At 73.6% G+C, this 15,938-nt stretch carries 15 protein-coding genes; 7 read left to right on the forward strand and 8 right to left on the reverse strand.

What is annotated here, in order from left to right; all coding sequences use genetic code 11:
• The first annotated feature begins 52 nt into the window (after nucleotides 1-52).
• Both H0S66_RS17510 and katG read left to right on the forward strand, forming a co-directional pair.
• The gene (locus H0S66_RS17510; protein ID WP_218877250.1) at nucleotides 53-454 is read left to right on the forward strand and encodes a Fur family transcriptional regulator; all 402 of its coding nucleotides are present in this window, start codon (nucleotides 53-55) and stop codon (nucleotides 452-454) included.
• Nucleotides 455-513: 59 nt separating this feature from the next.
• Complete coding sequence (gene katG / locus H0S66_RS17515; RefSeq protein WP_179616504.1) at nucleotides 514-2,760, forward strand: catalase/peroxidase HPI; 2,247 nt, start codon at nucleotides 514-516, stop codon at nucleotides 2,758-2,760.
• A gap of 91 nt (nucleotides 2,761-2,851) precedes the next feature.
• Here katG and H0S66_RS17520 read toward each other — a convergent pair whose 3' ends face one another.
• Together H0S66_RS17520 and pepN are read right to left on the reverse strand one after the other, a co-directional pair.
• Entirely contained in the window at nucleotides 2,852-3,685 is an 834-nt protein-coding gene (locus H0S66_RS17520) for a formate dehydrogenase accessory sulfurtransferase FdhD (RefSeq protein ID WP_258016971.1), read from the reverse strand.
• Nucleotides 3,686-3,700: 15 nt separating this feature from the next.
• Entirely contained in the window at nucleotides 3,701-6,181 is a 2,481-nt protein-coding gene (gene pepN, locus H0S66_RS17525) for an aminopeptidase N (RefSeq protein ID WP_179616505.1), read from the reverse strand.
• 147 nt (nucleotides 6,182-6,328) lie between these two features.
• On the opposite strand from pepN, the gene H0S66_RS17530 reads away from it, so the two are divergent.
• Together H0S66_RS17530 and H0S66_RS17535 are read left to right on the forward strand one after the other, a co-directional pair.
• The gene (locus tag H0S66_RS17530; RefSeq protein WP_179616506.1) at nucleotides 6,329-8,131 is read left to right on the forward strand and encodes a hypothetical protein; all 1,803 of its coding nucleotides are present in this window, start codon (nucleotides 6,329-6,331) and stop codon (nucleotides 8,129-8,131) included.
• A gap of 88 nt (nucleotides 8,132-8,219) precedes the next feature.
• Nucleotides 8,220-9,929: an aminotransferase class V-fold PLP-dependent enzyme gene (locus H0S66_RS17535; protein WP_179616507.1), complete on the forward strand. Its 1,710-nt coding sequence runs from the start codon at nucleotides 8,220-8,222 to the stop codon at nucleotides 9,927-9,929.
• 206 nt (nucleotides 9,930-10,135) lie between these two features.
• Here the strand turns inward: H0S66_RS17535 and H0S66_RS17540 are convergent, their stop codons facing one another.
• Nucleotides 10,136-11,134, reverse strand: coding sequence for an NADP-dependent oxidoreductase (locus H0S66_RS17540; RefSeq protein ID WP_179616508.1), 999 nt, complete (start codon nucleotides 11,132-11,134; stop codon nucleotides 10,136-10,138).
• Between the two features lie 198 nt (nucleotides 11,135-11,332).
• Between H0S66_RS17540 and H0S66_RS17545 the strand changes: the two genes are divergently transcribed.
• Complete coding sequence (locus tag H0S66_RS17545; RefSeq protein ID WP_179616509.1) at nucleotides 11,333-11,476, forward strand: hypothetical protein; 144 nt, start codon at nucleotides 11,333-11,335, stop codon at nucleotides 11,474-11,476.
• Between the two features lie 74 nt (nucleotides 11,477-11,550).
• Here the strand turns inward: H0S66_RS17545 and H0S66_RS17550 are convergent, their stop codons facing one another.
• The gene (locus tag H0S66_RS17550) at nucleotides 11,551-11,835 is read right to left on the reverse strand and encodes a Fe-S cluster assembly protein HesB (RefSeq protein WP_179616510.1); all 285 of its coding nucleotides are present in this window, start codon (nucleotides 11,833-11,835) and stop codon (nucleotides 11,551-11,553) included.
• A gap of 112 nt (nucleotides 11,836-11,947) precedes the next feature.
• On the opposite strand from H0S66_RS17550, the gene H0S66_RS17555 reads away from it, so the two are divergent.
• Entirely contained in the window at nucleotides 11,948-12,424 is a 477-nt protein-coding gene (locus tag H0S66_RS17555) for an OsmC family protein (RefSeq protein WP_179616511.1), read from the forward strand.
• Nucleotides 12,425-12,452: 28 nt separating this feature from the next.
• Here H0S66_RS17555 and H0S66_RS17560 read toward each other — a convergent pair whose 3' ends face one another.
• The 4 genes from H0S66_RS17560 to H0S66_RS17575 form a co-directional block, all read right to left on the reverse strand.
• The gene (locus tag H0S66_RS17560) at nucleotides 12,453-13,187 is read right to left on the reverse strand and encodes a peptidylprolyl isomerase (protein ID WP_179616512.1); all 735 of its coding nucleotides are present in this window, start codon (nucleotides 13,185-13,187) and stop codon (nucleotides 12,453-12,455) included.
• A gap of 82 nt (nucleotides 13,188-13,269) precedes the next feature.
• Complete coding sequence (locus tag H0S66_RS17565) at nucleotides 13,270-14,355, reverse strand: alanine racemase (protein ID WP_179616513.1); 1,086 nt, start codon at nucleotides 14,353-14,355, stop codon at nucleotides 13,270-13,272.
• Nucleotides 14,356-14,381: 26 nt separating this feature from the next.
• Nucleotides 14,382-14,831, reverse strand: coding sequence for a hypothetical protein (locus H0S66_RS17570; RefSeq protein WP_179616514.1), 450 nt, complete (start codon nucleotides 14,829-14,831; stop codon nucleotides 14,382-14,384).
• Nucleotides 14,828-15,049: a hypothetical protein gene (locus H0S66_RS17575; RefSeq protein ID WP_179616515.1), complete on the reverse strand. Its 222-nt coding sequence runs from the start codon at nucleotides 15,047-15,049 to the stop codon at nucleotides 14,828-14,830. The genes H0S66_RS17570 and H0S66_RS17575 overlap by 4 nt, the downstream gene beginning before the upstream one ends.
• A gap of 123 nt (nucleotides 15,050-15,172) precedes the next feature.
• Between H0S66_RS17575 and H0S66_RS17580 the strand changes: the two genes are divergently transcribed.
• The gene (locus H0S66_RS17580; protein WP_179616516.1) at nucleotides 15,173-15,928 is read left to right on the forward strand and encodes a sortase domain-containing protein; all 756 of its coding nucleotides are present in this window, start codon (nucleotides 15,173-15,175) and stop codon (nucleotides 15,926-15,928) included.
• Nucleotides 15,929-15,938: the final 10 nt, after the last annotated feature.

Genomic DNA, 15,938 nt, shown 5'->3' on the forward strand with positions numbered 1-15,938 from the left:
GCCACTCTCCGAGGACGTGCCTGCCGGCACGGGCGCCGGCACCTTCGAGGCGATGCTGCGTGCCGCCTCGTTGCGCGTGACCCGACCCCGGGTCGCCGTGCTGACGGCCGTGCAGGAGCGTCCGCACAGCGACACCGACACGATCCTGCGCAGCGTGCGGGCCGACCTCGGCGAGGTCTCCCACCAGGCGGTCTACGACGTGCTGCGCGCGCTCACCACCGCCGGGCTGGTGCGACGCATCCAGCCCGCGGGGTCGGTGGCGCGCTACGAGACCCGGGTGGGCGACAACCACCACCACCTCGTGTGCCGCGGCTGCGCGGCGATCGTCGACGTCGCCTGCGCCGTCGGCGAGGCGCCGTGCCTCACCGCCAGCGACCACCACGGCTTCGCGGTCGACGAGGCCGAGGTCGTCTACTGGGGCACCTGCCCCGACTGCACCACCGCAGGACCCTGAACCACCGCCAGATCAACGCAACACATGTCAGAGCGCGCACCCGTACGGAAAGGCAGTCAATGACCAACGAGCAGCAGGGGTGCCCCGTGAGCGGCGCCGCCCAGGAGAGCGCCACCCAGAAGCACGGCGGCACCGAGAGCGAGAACCCCGGCATCCCGGGCCCCACGCCCCGTGAGGGCGTGACCCCCCGCACCAACATGGACTGGTGGCCCAACCGGCTCGACCTGTCCCCGCTGCGCGTGCACTCCTCGAAGGGCGACCCGCTGGGCGCCGACTTCGACTACAACCAGGCCCTCGAGCAGCTCGACGTCGACGCCCTCAAGGCCGACGTCGTCGACGTGCTGCGCACCTCGCAGGACTGGTGGCCGGCCGACTTCGGCCACTACGGCGGTCTGATGATCCGCCTGAGCTGGCACGCCGCCGGCACCTACCGCCTCTTCGACGGTCGCGGCGGGGCGGGCCAGGGCATGCAGCGCTACGCGCCCCTCAACTCCTGGCCCGACAACGCCAACCTCGACAAGGCCCGTCGCCTCCTCTGGCCGGTCAAGCAGAAGTACGGCCAGAAGATCTCGTGGGCCGACCTGCTCGTGCTCGCCGGCAACGTGGCGCTCGAGGACATGGGCTTCGAGACCTTCGGCTTCGCCTTCGGCCGCGCCGACGTGTGGGAGCCCGAGGAGGTCTTCTGGGGTGCCGAGGACGAGTGGCTGGCCGACGGCCGCTACACCGGCGACGGCACCATGGTCGAGGACCTCGGCGCCACCGAGATGGGCCTGATCTACGTCAACCCCGAGGGCCCGCAGGGCGAGCCCGACCCGCTCAAGGCCGCCCACTACATCCGCGAGACCTTCGGCCGGATGGCGATGAACGACGAGGAGACCGTCGCCCTCATCGCCGGTGGCCACACCTTCGGCAAGACCCACGGCGCGGCCGTGGCCGACGACCACGTCGGCCCCGAGCCCGAGGCGGCCGAGATCACCGAGCAGGGCTTCGGCTGGACCAGCGGGTACGGCAGCGGCAAGGGCGCCGACGCCATCACCTCCGGCCTCGAGGTCACCTGGACGCCCACCCCCACCCAGTGGGGCAACGGCTTCTTCGACATGCTCTTCGGCCACGAGTGGGAGCTCGTCAAGAGCCCCGGCGGGGCCTGGCAGTGGGAGGCCAAGGACGCCGAGGCGATCATCCCCGGCCCGACCGAGGACTCGCCCAAGCGCAAGCCCACGATGCTGACCACGGACCTGTCGCTGCGCATGGACCCGGCGTACGAGAAGATCTCGCGCCGCTTCCACGAGAACCTCGACGAGTTCGCCGACGCCTTCGCCCGCGCCTGGTACAAGCTGCTGCACCGCGACATGGGCCCGATCGAGCGGCTGCGCGGCCCCTGGGTCCCCGAGGCGCAGCTGTGGCAGGACCCCGTGCCGGCCGTCGACCACGAGCTCGTGGACGACTCCGACGTGGCCTCGCTCAAGGCGACGCTGCTCGACTCGGGCCTGAGCCCGCAGCGCCTGGTCGCGACCGCCTGGGCCTCCGCCTCGTCGTTCCGCAAGACCGACCTGCGCGGTGGCGCCAACGGCGCACGGATCCGCCTGGCTCCGCAGAAGGACTGGGCGGCCAACGAGCCCGAGGAGCTGGCCACCGCGCTGGCGACCCTCGAGCGCGTGCAGCAGGAGTTCAACGACGCCCAGTCGGGCGGCAAGCGGATCTCGCTGGCCGACCTGATCGTGCTGGGCGGCGTCGCGGCCGTCGAGCAGGCCGCCCGCGAGGGTGGCGTCGAGGTCGAGGTGCCGTTCCGTCCCGGGCGCACCGACGCCAGCGCCGAGCAGACCGACGCCGACTCGTTCCGCTTCCTCGAGCCCCGCGCCGACGCCTTCCGCGGCTACCTGCGCGACGGCGAGAAGATCCCGGCCGAGGCGCTCATGGTCGACCGGGCGTACATGCTCGACCTGACCGCTCCCGAGCTGACCGTGCTGCTCGGCGGCATGCGCAGCCTGGGCGCCACGGTCGGCGGCTCGCGCCACGGGGTCCTGACCGACCGCCCGGGCGTCCTCTCGACCGACTTCTTCGTCAACCTGCTCACGCCCGGCAACAAGGTGCGGGCCTCCCAGGACGACGAGAACGTCTACGAGATCGCCGACGCCGCCGGCCAGACCCGCTGGACCGCCACCGGCGCCGACCTGGTCTTCGGCTCCAACTCCGAGCTGCGCGCCCTCGCCGAGGTCTACGCCAGCGACGACGCGAAGGAGAAGTTCGTCCACGACTTCGTCGCGGCCTGGGACAAGGTCATGGAGGCCGACCGCTTCGACCGCTGAGGCACCGCACCACCTGCAGCAGCCGGACCCCCGTCGCCGTGAGGCGGCGGGGGTCCTGTCCGTGCAGCCCGGTGCCTGCGACCGGCGGGGCTCAGCAGTAGCGCACGGCGCGCTGGCCGCGCACGAAGCCCCAGAGCGCGAGGCCGTGCTCGGCGGCCAGGCGGGCCGAGAGCGAGGTGGGTGCGCCGACGGCGACCAGGGAGCCGACCCCGGCCGAGACCGCCTTCTGCACCAGCTCGAAGCCGGCGCGACCCGAGACCACCAGGCAGGCCTCGGCGGGCGACGCGCCGGCCAGCAGCCGGGCACCGGTCACCTTGTCGACGGCGTTGTGGCGCCCGACGTCCTCGCGGACCACGAGCAGCTCGCCCTCGGCGGTCGCCAGGCCGGCGGCGTGCACGCCACCGGTGCGGTCGAAGACCCGCTGCGACTCCCGCAGCCGGTCGGGCAGGCGGCGTACGACGTCGGGCGGGGGCAGCGCGCCGGTCCAGGGGACGTCGGCGGTCACCGACAGGGCGTCGGCCACGCTGTCGGCGCCGCACACCCCGCAGGCCGAGGAGCCCGCGGAGAGCCCGTCGTGGCGCTGCCCGGGCTCGCGGGCGGGCGGTGCGTCGAGGGCGACCGTCACCACGTTGAGCTCCTGCTCGCGGGTCAGGTCGGCGTCGGTGCAGTAGGCCACGCCCGACAGCCCGGCGCCGGGGGAGAGGAGCCCCTCGTGGCGCACCCAGCCCGCGGCCAGCTCGAAGTCGTGGCCGGGGGTGCGCATGGTGACCCACACCCGCCGGGCCGGTGCGCCCGGCCAGACCAGGCGCACCTCCAGCGGCTCCTCGGTGGCCAGCCGGTCCTCGTGGTGACGGACCTCGTCGCCCACGTGCTCGGTGACGCGGGTGCGGACCGTCGGGCCCGGCCGCCGGGCCAGCCCGGTCACGTCTGCCCCGTCACGTCACTGCCCTGCGAAGGCTCGTCGGACCGCGAGCCGGTGCTCGAGCTCGTCGGTGGTGTCGACGACGCGGCGGCGCAGCGAGGAATCGAGGTCGGGCCGCGCGATGAGGGCCCGCGCCCGTTCGAGCGTCGCGTCGTCGAGGCTGGTGAGCGGGAAGAACGCCTCGGCCACGTCGGCCAGCACCCAGCCGCTGTGCACCTCGGCGGTGCGGGGCAGCTCGTCGAAGTAGCGGGCGACGTACGGCGCCAGCAGCTCGTCCTGCCCGGCCCGCCACATGCCCTCGCCGGCAGCCTCGAGCTCGTAGTTCGGGGCCGTCGTCTCGCCGGTGAAGCGCTCCCAGGCCCAGGCCTTCGCCTCGGCGGTCGGCATCGAGGCGATCGCGCGGGTGTGCTCGACGCGGGAGACGGCGGTCGGCTCGGCCTCCAGGTGGGCGTCGAGGTCGTCGCGGTCGACGGCGCCGAGCACCGCCAGCCGCACCAGCACCCGCCAGCGCAGCGCCAGGTCGAGCTCGACCCCGGCGGGCAGGTCGCGGCCCATCAGCCACCCCTCGAGCAGGTCGGTGGCGGCGCACGAGGAGACCGCGGCCTGGTAGGCCGCGAGCTGCAGCGTCGAGCCGGGCTCGGCCGCCTGCGCGGCCGCGAGCGAGGCGGTGTGCACCCGCGCCGCGGCGGTCCCGGGGTCGGCGGCCAGCGGCACCACCTTCGCCAGCACCCAGCCCAGCGTGTACTGCAGCGCCGCGTCCTGGTCCTCGGCGGGCAGCCACGCCTCGAGCAGGTCGAGGACGGCCTCGGGCGCCACGCGGGCGTGGTGGTAGGCGCTGCGCACCGAGTTCCACATCCCCGCGCGCAGCAGCGGGTCGCCGGTGGAGGCGACCAGCCCGGGCAGCAGCGCCGTGGTCACCGCGTCGGGCTCGGTGACCGCCCAGGTGTCCTCGAAGGGGTCGAGGAGCACCGCGGCCCCCGCCGGCGCGTCGTACGACGTCTCGGCGGCGTCGACGACCAGCTCGTCGACCTGCCACCCGGCGTCGCCGGGGGAGCGGGTCGCCACGCGCAGCGTGTGGGCCCGGTCGGCGGGGTGCCCGGTCGGCGGGGTGCGCAGCAGGCGCCCGGCCCCCCGGTCGAGCACGATCCGGTCGGGGCCGGCGGTGACCAGCCAGTTGTCGGCGAAGGCGCCCAGGTCGACGGCCCCGGCGCGGGTCCAGCTGGCCAGCAGGTCGTGCATCGTCGCGTTGCCGTAGAAGTGGCCCTGGAGGTGGTCGCGCACCCCGGCCAGGAACACCTCGTCGCCCATGGTCGCGTTGAGCTGCTTGAGGATGCTGGAGCCCTTGGCGTAGGAGATGCCGTCGAAGTTCTGCAGCGCCGCGGTCGCGTCGTCCTCGCCGTTGCCGGCGACGGGGTGGGTGCTGGGCCGCTGGTCGGCGAGCAGCCCCCACTGGCGCCGGGCGTAGGCGTCCTGCACCCACGCGTCGTCGTACTCGGTCACGTCGGCGGTGACCCGGTTGCCCATGTACTCGGCGAAGGACTCGTTGAGCCACAGGTCGTCCCACCACAGCGGGGTGGTGATGTTGCCGAACCACTGGTGGGCCATCTCGTGGGCCACGGTGCTGGCGCGCTGGATGCGCTGCCCGCGGGTGACCTTGCTGGTGAAGACGAGCGGGTCGCGGAAGGTGACGCAGCCCGGGTTCTCCATGGCACCCGCGTTGAACTCGGGCACGAAGGCCTGGTGGTAGTCGCCGAAGGGGTAGCGGATGCCGAAGAGCCGGTGCAGCTCGTCGAAGCACTGGCGGGTCAGCGTCAGCAGCTCGTCGGCGTCGGCCTCGAGCTCGGCGGCGATCGACTGGCGGCACGAGAGCCCGAGCGGGATGCCGTCGTGCTCGTCGCGCACCAGGTGGTAGGGCCCGGCCACGAGGGTGACGAAGTACGTCGACAGGGGCTTGCTGGTCTCGAGCTCCCAGACGCCGGGCTCGGGGTTGGTGCCGGGGGCGTTGCCGACCACGACCCAGTCCTCGGGGGCGCGCACGTGGAAGGTGTAGGGCGCCTTGAGGTCGGGCTGGTCGAAGCAGGCGAAGATGCTGGGCGCGGCGTCCATGAAGGACATGCCGTAGACGTAGTGGCGGCCGTCGGCGGGGTCGACCGAGCGGTGCAGGCCCTCGCCGTCGTTGCGGAAGGCCATCACGGCCTCGACCACCAGCTGGTTGGGGCCCTCGACGGTCTCGAGCGGCACCCGGCCGCGCTGGAGCAGGTCGACGTCGACGGGACGGCCGTTGAGGCGGATGCTGCGCACCGCGCGCGGCTTGAGGTCCAGGAAGGTCCGGCCGCCGCGGGAGACGAAGTCGAGACGGGTCGTGGAGTCGAAGGTCTCCTCCGAGGAGGCCAGGTCGAGCGTCACGTCGTACGACGTCACTTCGAGCAGCTCGGCGCGCGCGAGCGCCTCGCTGCGCTGGAGTCCACGGGCGGCGGTGGCGGGGTGCTGGTGGGTCACCAGCACACCTTAGGCGCGCCCCGGCCGCGACCGCGGTAACGGTTCGGGGTGCATCGCGGGGCGGCGGCAACCAAATCGGGGGCGGCGGCGTCAACATGAGCGAGGGGCGTCCTGTTCGCCCCCACCTCACGGGAGGAACCACACGCGATGAAGCGTTCATCCAGCACGCGCCAGGGAAAGGCCCTGGCGTCCACCACCGCCGCGCTCGGACTGATGATCTCGGGGCTCGCCCTCTCCTCCGGGCCCGCTCAGTCCGCGCCGGCGCCCGACTGCGCCACCCCGGTCGACGTCTCGACGTTGGCCGAGGGTGACACCCTGACCGCGCTCAGCGTGGTCCGCGGCACCACGCCGCAGGCGTTCACCGGCACGGTGATCGGCGTGATCGACGACGGCATCGCCGTCGGTCTCGACATGCTCGTCGTCGACTTCGAGGACCCCGACGCCGGGTCCGCGATGTCGCGGGCCGGTGGGATCTGGCAAGGCATGTCGGGCTCGCCGGTCTACGTCGGCGACCCCGCCGACGGCAACCTCGTCGGCGCCATCGCCTACGGGCTCTCCTGGGGCCCCTCGCCGATCGCCGGCGTCACCCCCTTCAGCGAGATGGACGACTACCTCGACACCGCCGCTCCGCGCCGGGTGCGCGTCGACGGCACCGAGGCGCGCGACATCGCCCGCAGCTCGGGCTCCACGCGTGCGCAGGTCGAGGAGGGCTTCTCCCAGCTGCGGCTGCCCGTCGGGGTGTCCGGCATCGCCGGTAGCCGCCTGCAGCAGGCCCGCGAGGCCGCGGTCGAGCGCAAGGCCCGCTACTTCCGCAGCGACGAGATGAGCGCCGTGCGGGGCGGGCGCGACGACGCCTCCCGCGCCGGCGTGGACGACCTGGTCGCCGGCGGCAACATGGGTGCCTCGTTCTCCTACGGCGACATCACCTACGCCGGCGTCGGCACCGTCACCTCCGTGTGCGGCGGCGAGGTCGTCGGCTTCGGGCACCCGATGGGCTTCCTGGGCGAGACCACCCTGGGCCTGCACCCGGCCGACGCGCTGTTCGTGCAGCCCGAGTCGCTGGGGGCGCCGTTCAAGGTCGCCAACATCAGCCCTGCGGTGGGCACCGTCACCGACGACCGGCTGGCCGGCATCACCGGCACGTTCGGCGCCCTGCCCGAGGCGATGACGGTGACCTCCGCGGTGCAGTACGGCGCCCGCGAGCGCACCGGCGCCAGCGACGCCTACGTCTCGGAGTGGGCCGCCGAGGTCACCTTCGCCCAGCACGTGGCCAACCACGACCGGGTCATCGACGGCATCATCGGCGGCACCGACTCGCTGCAGATGCTGGTGCGGGGCACCGACGAGGACGGCGCGCCGTTCACCATCGACATGTCCGACGTCTTCGTCGACACCCGGGACGTCACCTTCGCCCCGGTCTGGGACATCGGCGACATCGTGTGGGCCCTGTCGAACATCCCCGACGCCGACGTCGACTCGGTCGACCTCGACTCGGTGGTCACCGACGAGACCGGCACCCTGCGGGTCACCGGCCTGGAGCAGAAGCGCGGCGGTGAGTGGGTCAAGGTCAGCAACCGCCGGCGCGGCGTCGTGGCCCAGGCCGGGCGCACGCTGCGCGTGCGCGCGGTCCTCAAGGCCGACGACGACTCGATCAGCTACGCGCCCCTCACCACCCCCATCGCCAAGAACGCCCGCTCGGGCTACCTCAGCGTGATGGGCGGCGCGTGGTCGTGGACGAATCTCTACCGGGCCAAGTCGGTCGCCGACGTGGTCGAGGCCGTCGAGTCCTCGCCGCGCAACGACGACGTCGTCTTCGACCTGCGGCTGCGCCGCAACGGCGGCCGGCTCGAGCAGCTGGCCGGTCCGCAGAGCACCGTCGTCGAGGGGCAGAAGAGCTTCTCGGTGCAGGTCACGGGCTCGGGCGGCGCGCGCGGGTGCCGCGGCTGCTGAGCAGCACCTGAGCAACGCCCGGGCAGCAACAGGACAGCAGGGCGGGGCGGGACCACTGGTCCCGCCCCGCCGTTCCTATGCTGGCGACATGTCAGCAGGGGAGTGCGCGCGCGAGGACCGGGACCGGCTGCTGGAGACGGTGCGGACCTCCGTCATCGGCGAGGACCAGGTGATGGCCACGCCGTACGGGCCGCGCCGGGTCACCTACGCCGACTACACCGCCTCCGGCCGGGCCCTGTCGTTCATCGAGGACTTCGTGCGCGAGCAGGTGCTGCCGGCCTACGCCAACACCCACACCGAGTCCTCCGGCACCGGCCTGCAGACCACCCGGCTGCGCGAGGAGGCCCGCGAGACGATCCGCGCGGCGTGCGGCGGCGACGAGTCGACGGTGGTGCTCTTCGCCGGCTCCGGGAGCACCGGTGCCATCGCCAAGCTGATCGGGGTCCTGGGCCTGCGGGTGCCCTCGGTGCTCGACGACGCCCACCACCTCACCGACCGGATCGCGCCCGAGCAGCGCCCCGTCGTGTTCGTCGGGCCCTACGAGCACCACTCCAACGAGGTGCCGTGGCGCGAGACCATCGCCGACGTCGTCGTGATCCCCGAGGACGCCGACGGCCACATCGACCAGGCCTGCCTGCGCGAGCGCCTCGAGGAGCACGCCGACCGGCCGCTGCTGATCGGGTCGTTCTCGGCGGCCAGCAACGTGACCGGCATCCTCTCCGACACCGCCGGCATCGCGGAGGTGCTCCACGAGCACGGCGCGCTGTCGCTGTGGGACTTCGCCGCGGCGGCGCCGTACGTCGACATCGAGATGGGCGCGCTCGCCGGGCGCCCGCTGTCCTACAAGGACGCCGTCTTCATCTCCCCCCACAAGTTCATCGGCGGCCCGTCGACACCCGGTGTGCTGGTGGCGCGCCGCGAGCTGTTCGGCAACCGGGTGCCCGACGTGCCCGGGGGCGGGACCGTGGCCTACGTGAACGACGACGACCACCGCTACCTCGCCGACCCCACGCACCGCGAGGAGGGCGGCACCCCGGCCATCATCGAGTCGATCCGCGCGGGCCTGGTCTTCGGTCTCAAGCAGGCCGTGGGCACCGACACGATCCGTGAGCAGGAGGAGCGCCACCTCTCCCGCGCGGTGGGCGCCTGGCGCGACGAGCCGGCGCTGGAGCTGCTCGGCAGCCTCGACGCCCAGCGGCTCTCGATCGTCTCGTTCGTGGTGCGCTCGCCCTCGGGGCGCTACCTGCACCACAACTACGTGGTCGCGCTGCTCAACGACCTCTTCGGCATCCAGTCGCGCGGCGGCTGCTCGTGCGCCGGCCCCTACGGGCACCGCCTGCTGGGCATCGACCTCGAGCGCTCTCACGAGTTCGAGCGCGAGATCGCCGGCGGGTGCGAGGGCATCAAGCCCGGCTGGGTGCGCATCAACTTCAACTACTTCGTCTCCGACACGGTCGTCGACTACCTGGTCGAGGCGGTGCGCATGGTCGCCCGCGACGGCTGGCGGCTGCTGGGCGACTACCGCTTCGAGGTCGCCACCGGTCTGTGGCGCCACCGCGACGGCCTCGTCGAGCCGCCCCTCTCGCTGCGCCAGGTCTCGTACGCCGGCGGGGTGCCGCACATGCCGCAGCACCGCGAGCGCGGGGGAGAGGAGCTGCTGGCCGAGCACCTGCGCGACGCGCGCGAGGTGCTCGCCGCCGAGCGCGACCTCCCGGACCTCACCGACCACCCGGGGCAGGTCTCCGCCGACTTCGAGCACCTGCGCTGGTTCGACCTGCCGCCGGAGTGCCTGGCCTGAACGTCGGCCGAGCGGTCACTTCTGAACCGCCCACCGGTCACATGTGAACCGCCCACCGGTCAGGTCCGGACCGTCCCACCACCCCCGGCGTACCCCCGGCGTACGTCGTCGCGGTGGGTACGCCGCCGACCCGCCGGGGGTTCGTAGCTGACTGCTCGGTGGGTCAAAAGCGACCGCTCGATGGTTCAAAAGTGACCGCTCGGCCGTCAGAGGCGCACGACCATCTTGCCGGTGTTGGCGCCGGAGAGCAGGCCGAGGAAGGCGTCCACGGTGCTGTCGAGACCCTCGGTGACGGTCTCCCGCGCGACCAGCTCGCCGTCGGCGACCCACTGGCCGGCGCGGCGGTAGAACTCGCCGGCGGCCTCGGCGTGGTCGCTGACGATGAAGCCGCGCAGCGTCAGGCGCTTCTGCACCAGCATCATCATGTTGCGCGGGCCGCTGGGGGCCTCGGTGGCGTTGTAGCTGGCGATCGCGCCGCAGGCCGCCACGCGGCCGAAGTCGGCCATGGCGCCGATGGCGGCCTCGAGGTGGTCGCCGCCCACGTTGTCGAAGTACACGTCGATGGGGCCGTGCTCGCGCAGCTGCTTGTGCACCGGGCCGTCGTGGTAGTCGAAGGCGGCGTCGAAGCCGAGCTCCTCGGTCAGCCAGCGGACCTTCTCGGGGGTGCCGGCCGAGCCGATGACCTTCGAGGCGCCCAGGTGGCGGGCCATCTGGCCGGCCAGCGAGCCGACGGCCCCGGCCGCGCCGGAGACGAAGACGACGTCGCCCTCCGCCATCTGCGCGACCCGGGTCAGGCCGACGTACGCCGTCAGGCCCGGCATGCCGAGGACGCCGAGGTAGGCGGAGGCCGGGATCGCGGACGTGTCGACCTTGCGCGCCGCCGAGGCGGGCAGCACGGCGTGCTCGCGCCAGCCGGCCATGTGCAGCACGGTGTCACCGACCGACAGCGACTCGTCGTTGCTCTCGACCACCTCGCCGACGGCGCCGCCCTCCATGGGCGCGTCGAGGGCGTACGGCGGCACGTAGGACTTGGTGTCGTTCATCCGGCCGCGCATGTAGGGGTCGACGGAGAGGAAGGTGTTGCGCACCAGGACCTCGCCGGCGCCGGGGGCGGGCAGCTCGGTCTCGACGGTGCGGAAGTCGGTGGGCACCGGCTCCCCGTGCGGGCGGGCGGTCAGCTGGATCTGTCGGGTGGGGGTGCTCATGTCCCCGATCCTGCCAGGGCGCCGGGCGGGCCCGGGTCGCGCCGGGGGGTGCGTGAGATCACAGCGTCGGCAAAGGCGGGCCCATGTGTAGCGACCGCTACAGTGTAAGCGTCGTCAAAGAGGATGACTCATGACCGGATCGGTCATGGAACCGCACCACGAGACCTGGTCCGAGATGGGCCGAGAGGGATGAGAATCATGAGCACGCAGCTGGACCTGGCCAACGGCATCGCCGCCGGACGGCGCCGCCCGGACCAGGAGCACGCACTGCTGCGCAACGTCGAGCTGGCCGTCGAGGCCCAGCGCCCCAAGCGGCTGACCCGCCGCCTGCTCGGTCGCTGAGCGACCACCTCGCAGGATGACAAGAGCCCCGGACCAGTCGGTCCGGGGCTCTCGTGACGTTCGGGGCTCTGGGGCTACTGCTGCAGGCCCAGGGCGAACTCGACCTTGCCGGTCGGGTCGACGGCGGCGTCGAGCACCTTGTCGTCGAGCATGACCGCGGCCGACTCGTCGAGGTAGATGGTCGCGCCGGACTGCTCGACGACCTGGTCGCCGGGCTGGCCGGCGTCAGCGGCCGTGACGGCGAAGCTGGGGTCGGTCTCGGACTCCGAGGTGATGCGGAGCCCGGCGGTGTCGGGGAGGCCGTCCTGGGACGCGATCTCCTTGACGATGGTGGTGGCGTTCTCGGTGAGGGTGAGCATGTGGACTCGCTTTCCTCAGGTGGGGTGCAGAAGTCCTCCACACAACCCGACACGTCGCCGAGCTTCAAGTCGGCGGCGATCCCGGGCGTGTCGGTCGTGGGAGGGTGGGGCCATGAGCGACGACGAACCCCGCACCAGCCCCCAGACCGGTCCCGAGACCGGCCCCGAGACCCTGCGCAGCGTCGACCTGGTCAAGATCGGGCCCGAGCGGTTCAAGGCCACCAACGGTCGCGGGGGCGTGCTGCCCATCGGGCACGGCGACGACCCCGACTTCACGCCTGTCGAGCTGATGCTGGCCGCCGTGGCCGGCTGCGGCGCCATCGACCTGACGCTGGTGACCGGCAAGCGCGCCGAGCCGACGGCCTTCGCCGCGCACGCCGAGGGCCACAAGATCCGTGACGAGGGCGGCAACCGGGTCACCGGCATCACCGTCACGTTCGAGATCGAGTTCCCCGAGGGGCCCGAGGGTGACGCCGCGCGCGCCGTCGTGCCGCGCACGGTGCAGCAGGTCCAGGACCGGCTGTGCACCGTGGGCCGCACGATCACCGTGGGCGACCAGGTGCGCTACCGCACCGCCGACCAGGACTGAGCGCGTCCGGGCCCGGGGCCGCCCGGCCTCAGCCGACGGTGACGCCCTCGATGTCGACGGCCGTGTTGGGGGCGCCGTCGCCGGGGCCGTTGCTGTCGTCGGCGCCGTCGGCGGCGGCCTGGGCCACGGCCTTCACCCCGGCGGCGTCGACGGTGCCGAAGACGGTGTACTGGGCCGGCAGCGGGGTGTCCTCGTAGACGATGAAGAACTGCGAGCCGCCCGAGTCGGGGTACGGCGTCTTGGCCATCGCCAGCGTGCCCGCGGGGTAGGTCTCCTCGCCGCTGAGCTCGTCGGGGATCGTGTAGCCGGGGCCGCCGGTGCCGGTGGCGGTCGGGTCGCCGCACTGGAGCACGAAGATGCCCTGGGTGGTGAGGCGGTGGCAGGTGGTGCCGGCGAAGTAATCCTGCTCGGCCAGGGAGACGAAGGAGCCGACCGTGCACGGGGTGCTGGCGGCGTCGAGGGTGGCCTCGAGGTCGCCGATGCTGGTCGCCATCGTCACCTGGATCTCGCCCTCGACGGTCGGGTCGGCGGGCGGGAGGTCGACGTCCTTGGAGGGGTTGCCGTCCTCGACGTAGGCGCACTCGCCCTCGGCGGCGGGGCCGAACGAGCCGGTGTCGCCGGCCTCGCCCGAGGAGGCCTCGGGGCTCTGGCCGCTCTCGGTGGTGGGGGAGTCGGAGGCGGACGAGTCGTTCTCGGAGCCGCACGCGGCGAGGGCGCCGACGCAGGCCAGGACGGCCATGGTGGCGAGGGGTCGGGTCAGCATGGCGTGCATCGTAGGTGAGGCGTCTGAGCGGGACCTGAGCGACCCGTTGCGACCCGTTGCGACCCGGTGGGCCCGGGGGCGCTCAGGAGTTCAGGCCCCGGGCGGTCACCGGCCACGGTCGCAGCCCGCCGGCCTCCTCGACCCAGAGCTCGTCGGCGAGGTTCACCGCGGCGCAGGCGTGGTTGGGCACCACGTCGAGCTGCTCACCCAGCCGCGGGGCGCGTCCGGGCCCGGCGTCGACGACGGCGTGGTGCTCCGAGAGGGACAGGATGCGCGCGTCGGGGCGGTGCATCAGGCGACCGAAGCCGCTGGCGTACGACGCCCGGTCGGCCCCCAGCACCTTGCTGCCGGTGTCGAGCACGACCCGGCCGCCGGCGACGCTGACCACCGTGGCGCGCGCGGTCAGGGCGATGTCGTCGGGGCTGCAGGTGCCGAGCTCCCACTGCTGGGCGTCGCCGAAGACGTAGACGCCGGGGCGCAGCTCGACCTCGGCGGTGTCGTCGTCGTCGCCGTAGGCCCGCGGGCCCGACAGGCTGGCGGCGAGCGTGGGGGTGGAGCCGCCCGAGACGACGCGCACGGGCAGGCCGGTGGCCTCCACCGAGCGCCGCGCCACCCGCAGCGAGTGCGCCTCGGCGGCGGCGACCTCGGCGACCGCCCCGGGTGCGTAGCCGTGCCCGGGGAAGGTGAAGACCCCGCGCACCGGCAGTCCCGCGCGGCGCGCGGCCTGCGCGACCACGCCGGCCAGCTCGGGGGCGACACCCGTGCGGTGGTGCCCGGAGTCGATCTCGACGAGCACCTCGATGCCGGTGCCGCCCAGGCGGCGCCCGGTGTTGGCGGCGCCCTGCGCCGAGTCGACGCCGACCGCCACCCGGGCGATCTCGGCGAGGTCGCGCAGCCGGGCCGCACGGTCGTCGTCGACCCAGACCGGGTAGGCGATGAAGACGTCGGTGCACCCGAGCCGCGCGAAGGCCTCGGCCTCGCCGACCGTGGCCACGGTGATCCCGCGCGCCCCGGAGACCAGCTGGAGGCGGGCGATCTCGATGCTCTTGTGGGTCTTCACGTGCGGGCGCAGGGCCACCCGCGCGGCCGCCGCGTGGTCGGCGGCGCGGCGTACGTTGTGGCGCAGCCGGTCGAGGTCCACACGCAGGTGCGGGGTCGGCACGGGCATGCCCGCAGCCTAGGTCGCGGCGGTTCTCACTCGGCGCCGGGGGTGACGCCCGGCCGGGCGGTGTGGTGGGGCAGCCCGTGGGTGCGCCGGTCCTCCTTCATCTCCGCCTCGTAGAGGTGGCGGCGGCCCCCGACGAGCTCGTCGCGCGCCTGCTTCTCGAGGCGCTTGAAGTCGGCGTAGTAGCCGTCGTCGTACTCCTCCATGACCTGGAAGGTCCAGCGGCCGTCCAGCACGTTGCGCCCCACCAGCTCACGGTCGATGAGGTCGGCCAGCTCGGTGTGCCCGGCCTCGCGCAGCTGCTCGACGCCCTCGCCGAGGGTCAGGTCGGCGGTGCCGGAGAGGCGGTGGAAGGTGTAGAGGTGCCCGCGCGCGATCTCGATCGCCTCGAGCGCCTCCGAGACCTTGCCCAGCGCCTCGACGGTCTTGTCGTCGGTGCCGTCGGGGCGCTGGTGCTCGGCGTCGGGGCGGTCGCTCACCGCAGGACCTGGCCGGCGTCGGCCGAGCCGTTGGCCTCGATCTCGTGGGTCAGGGCGGAGACCTGGTCGTCGCTGAGCTGCACGCCGGCCTCGGCGAGGCCCTCGCGCAGGTTGGCCTCCACGGTGCCCTCGGGGGCGCTCTCCTGGTAGCTGTTGACGCGGTCGACGACGGCCTGGACGGCGGTGACCTGCTCGGACGTGAGGTTGTTGTCGCTCATGACCGTGAACGTACGTCGCGCGGACGCGCCGCCCACCACCCTGCAGGGGGGTCCGGCCGAGAGGTCCGGCTGCGAGGTCCGGCTGCGAGGTCCGGTTGGGGGCCGCGACCTACCGTGGAGGCCATGAGGCCCGCAGCCGGTGCGTCGCGGCGTGCGCCGGCGCCGGTGGTGCTGGCGGTGCTGGCCGGCGCGCTGCTGGGCGCCGCCGGCTGCGCGGGCCCCGCCGACCCCGAGCCTGCGGCGACCCCCGACGCGACCCCCGCGGCCACCCCCGAGACGACCCCCGCGGCCACCCCGGAGGCAAGGCTGGAACCCGCGGCGACGTTGGAGCCCGAGGAGCCCGTGCTCGCCTCCGACGGGCGACCGGTGCGCGCCGCCCTGTCGATCCCGCGGCTGGGCATCACCGACCTGGCCGTCCTGCCCTACCGCGGCGTCACCGACGACGCCCCCGGCAGCCGGATCCAGGACGGCGGGGTCGCGGCGAGCCCCCACGGTCCCGGCGGCGGGGTGGGCCCGGGCGGGGTGGGCAGCTTCCAGGTCACCGGGCACCGGCTCTCGGCGGGCGGGGTCTTCCGCGAGCTGCCCTCGCTGGTGCGTGGCGACCGGGTGCACGTCGAGGCCCTCGGCACCCGCTACGTCTACGAGATCACCGGCACCCGCACGACCTCCTTCCGCTCGGCCCGCTCGCTGCGCGAGCAGCGCGCGGCGGTGCCGGGGCGCCCGGGGGTCGAGCCCACCCAGGCGATGATCGTGCTGTCAACCTGCCGCACCCTGGAGGACCACGCCGAGGGCAACTACTGGTCCGACCGGTTCGGCAACCCCGAGCACCGCATCGACAAGATCGGTGTGCTGCGCCGGATCGTGCCCGCCGGCGGTTGAGGACTCCCGG

The organism is Nocardioides marinisabuli, assembly GCF_013466785.1.
GTDB lineage: Bacteria > Actinomycetota > Actinomycetes > Propionibacteriales > Nocardioidaceae > Nocardioides > Nocardioides marinisabuli.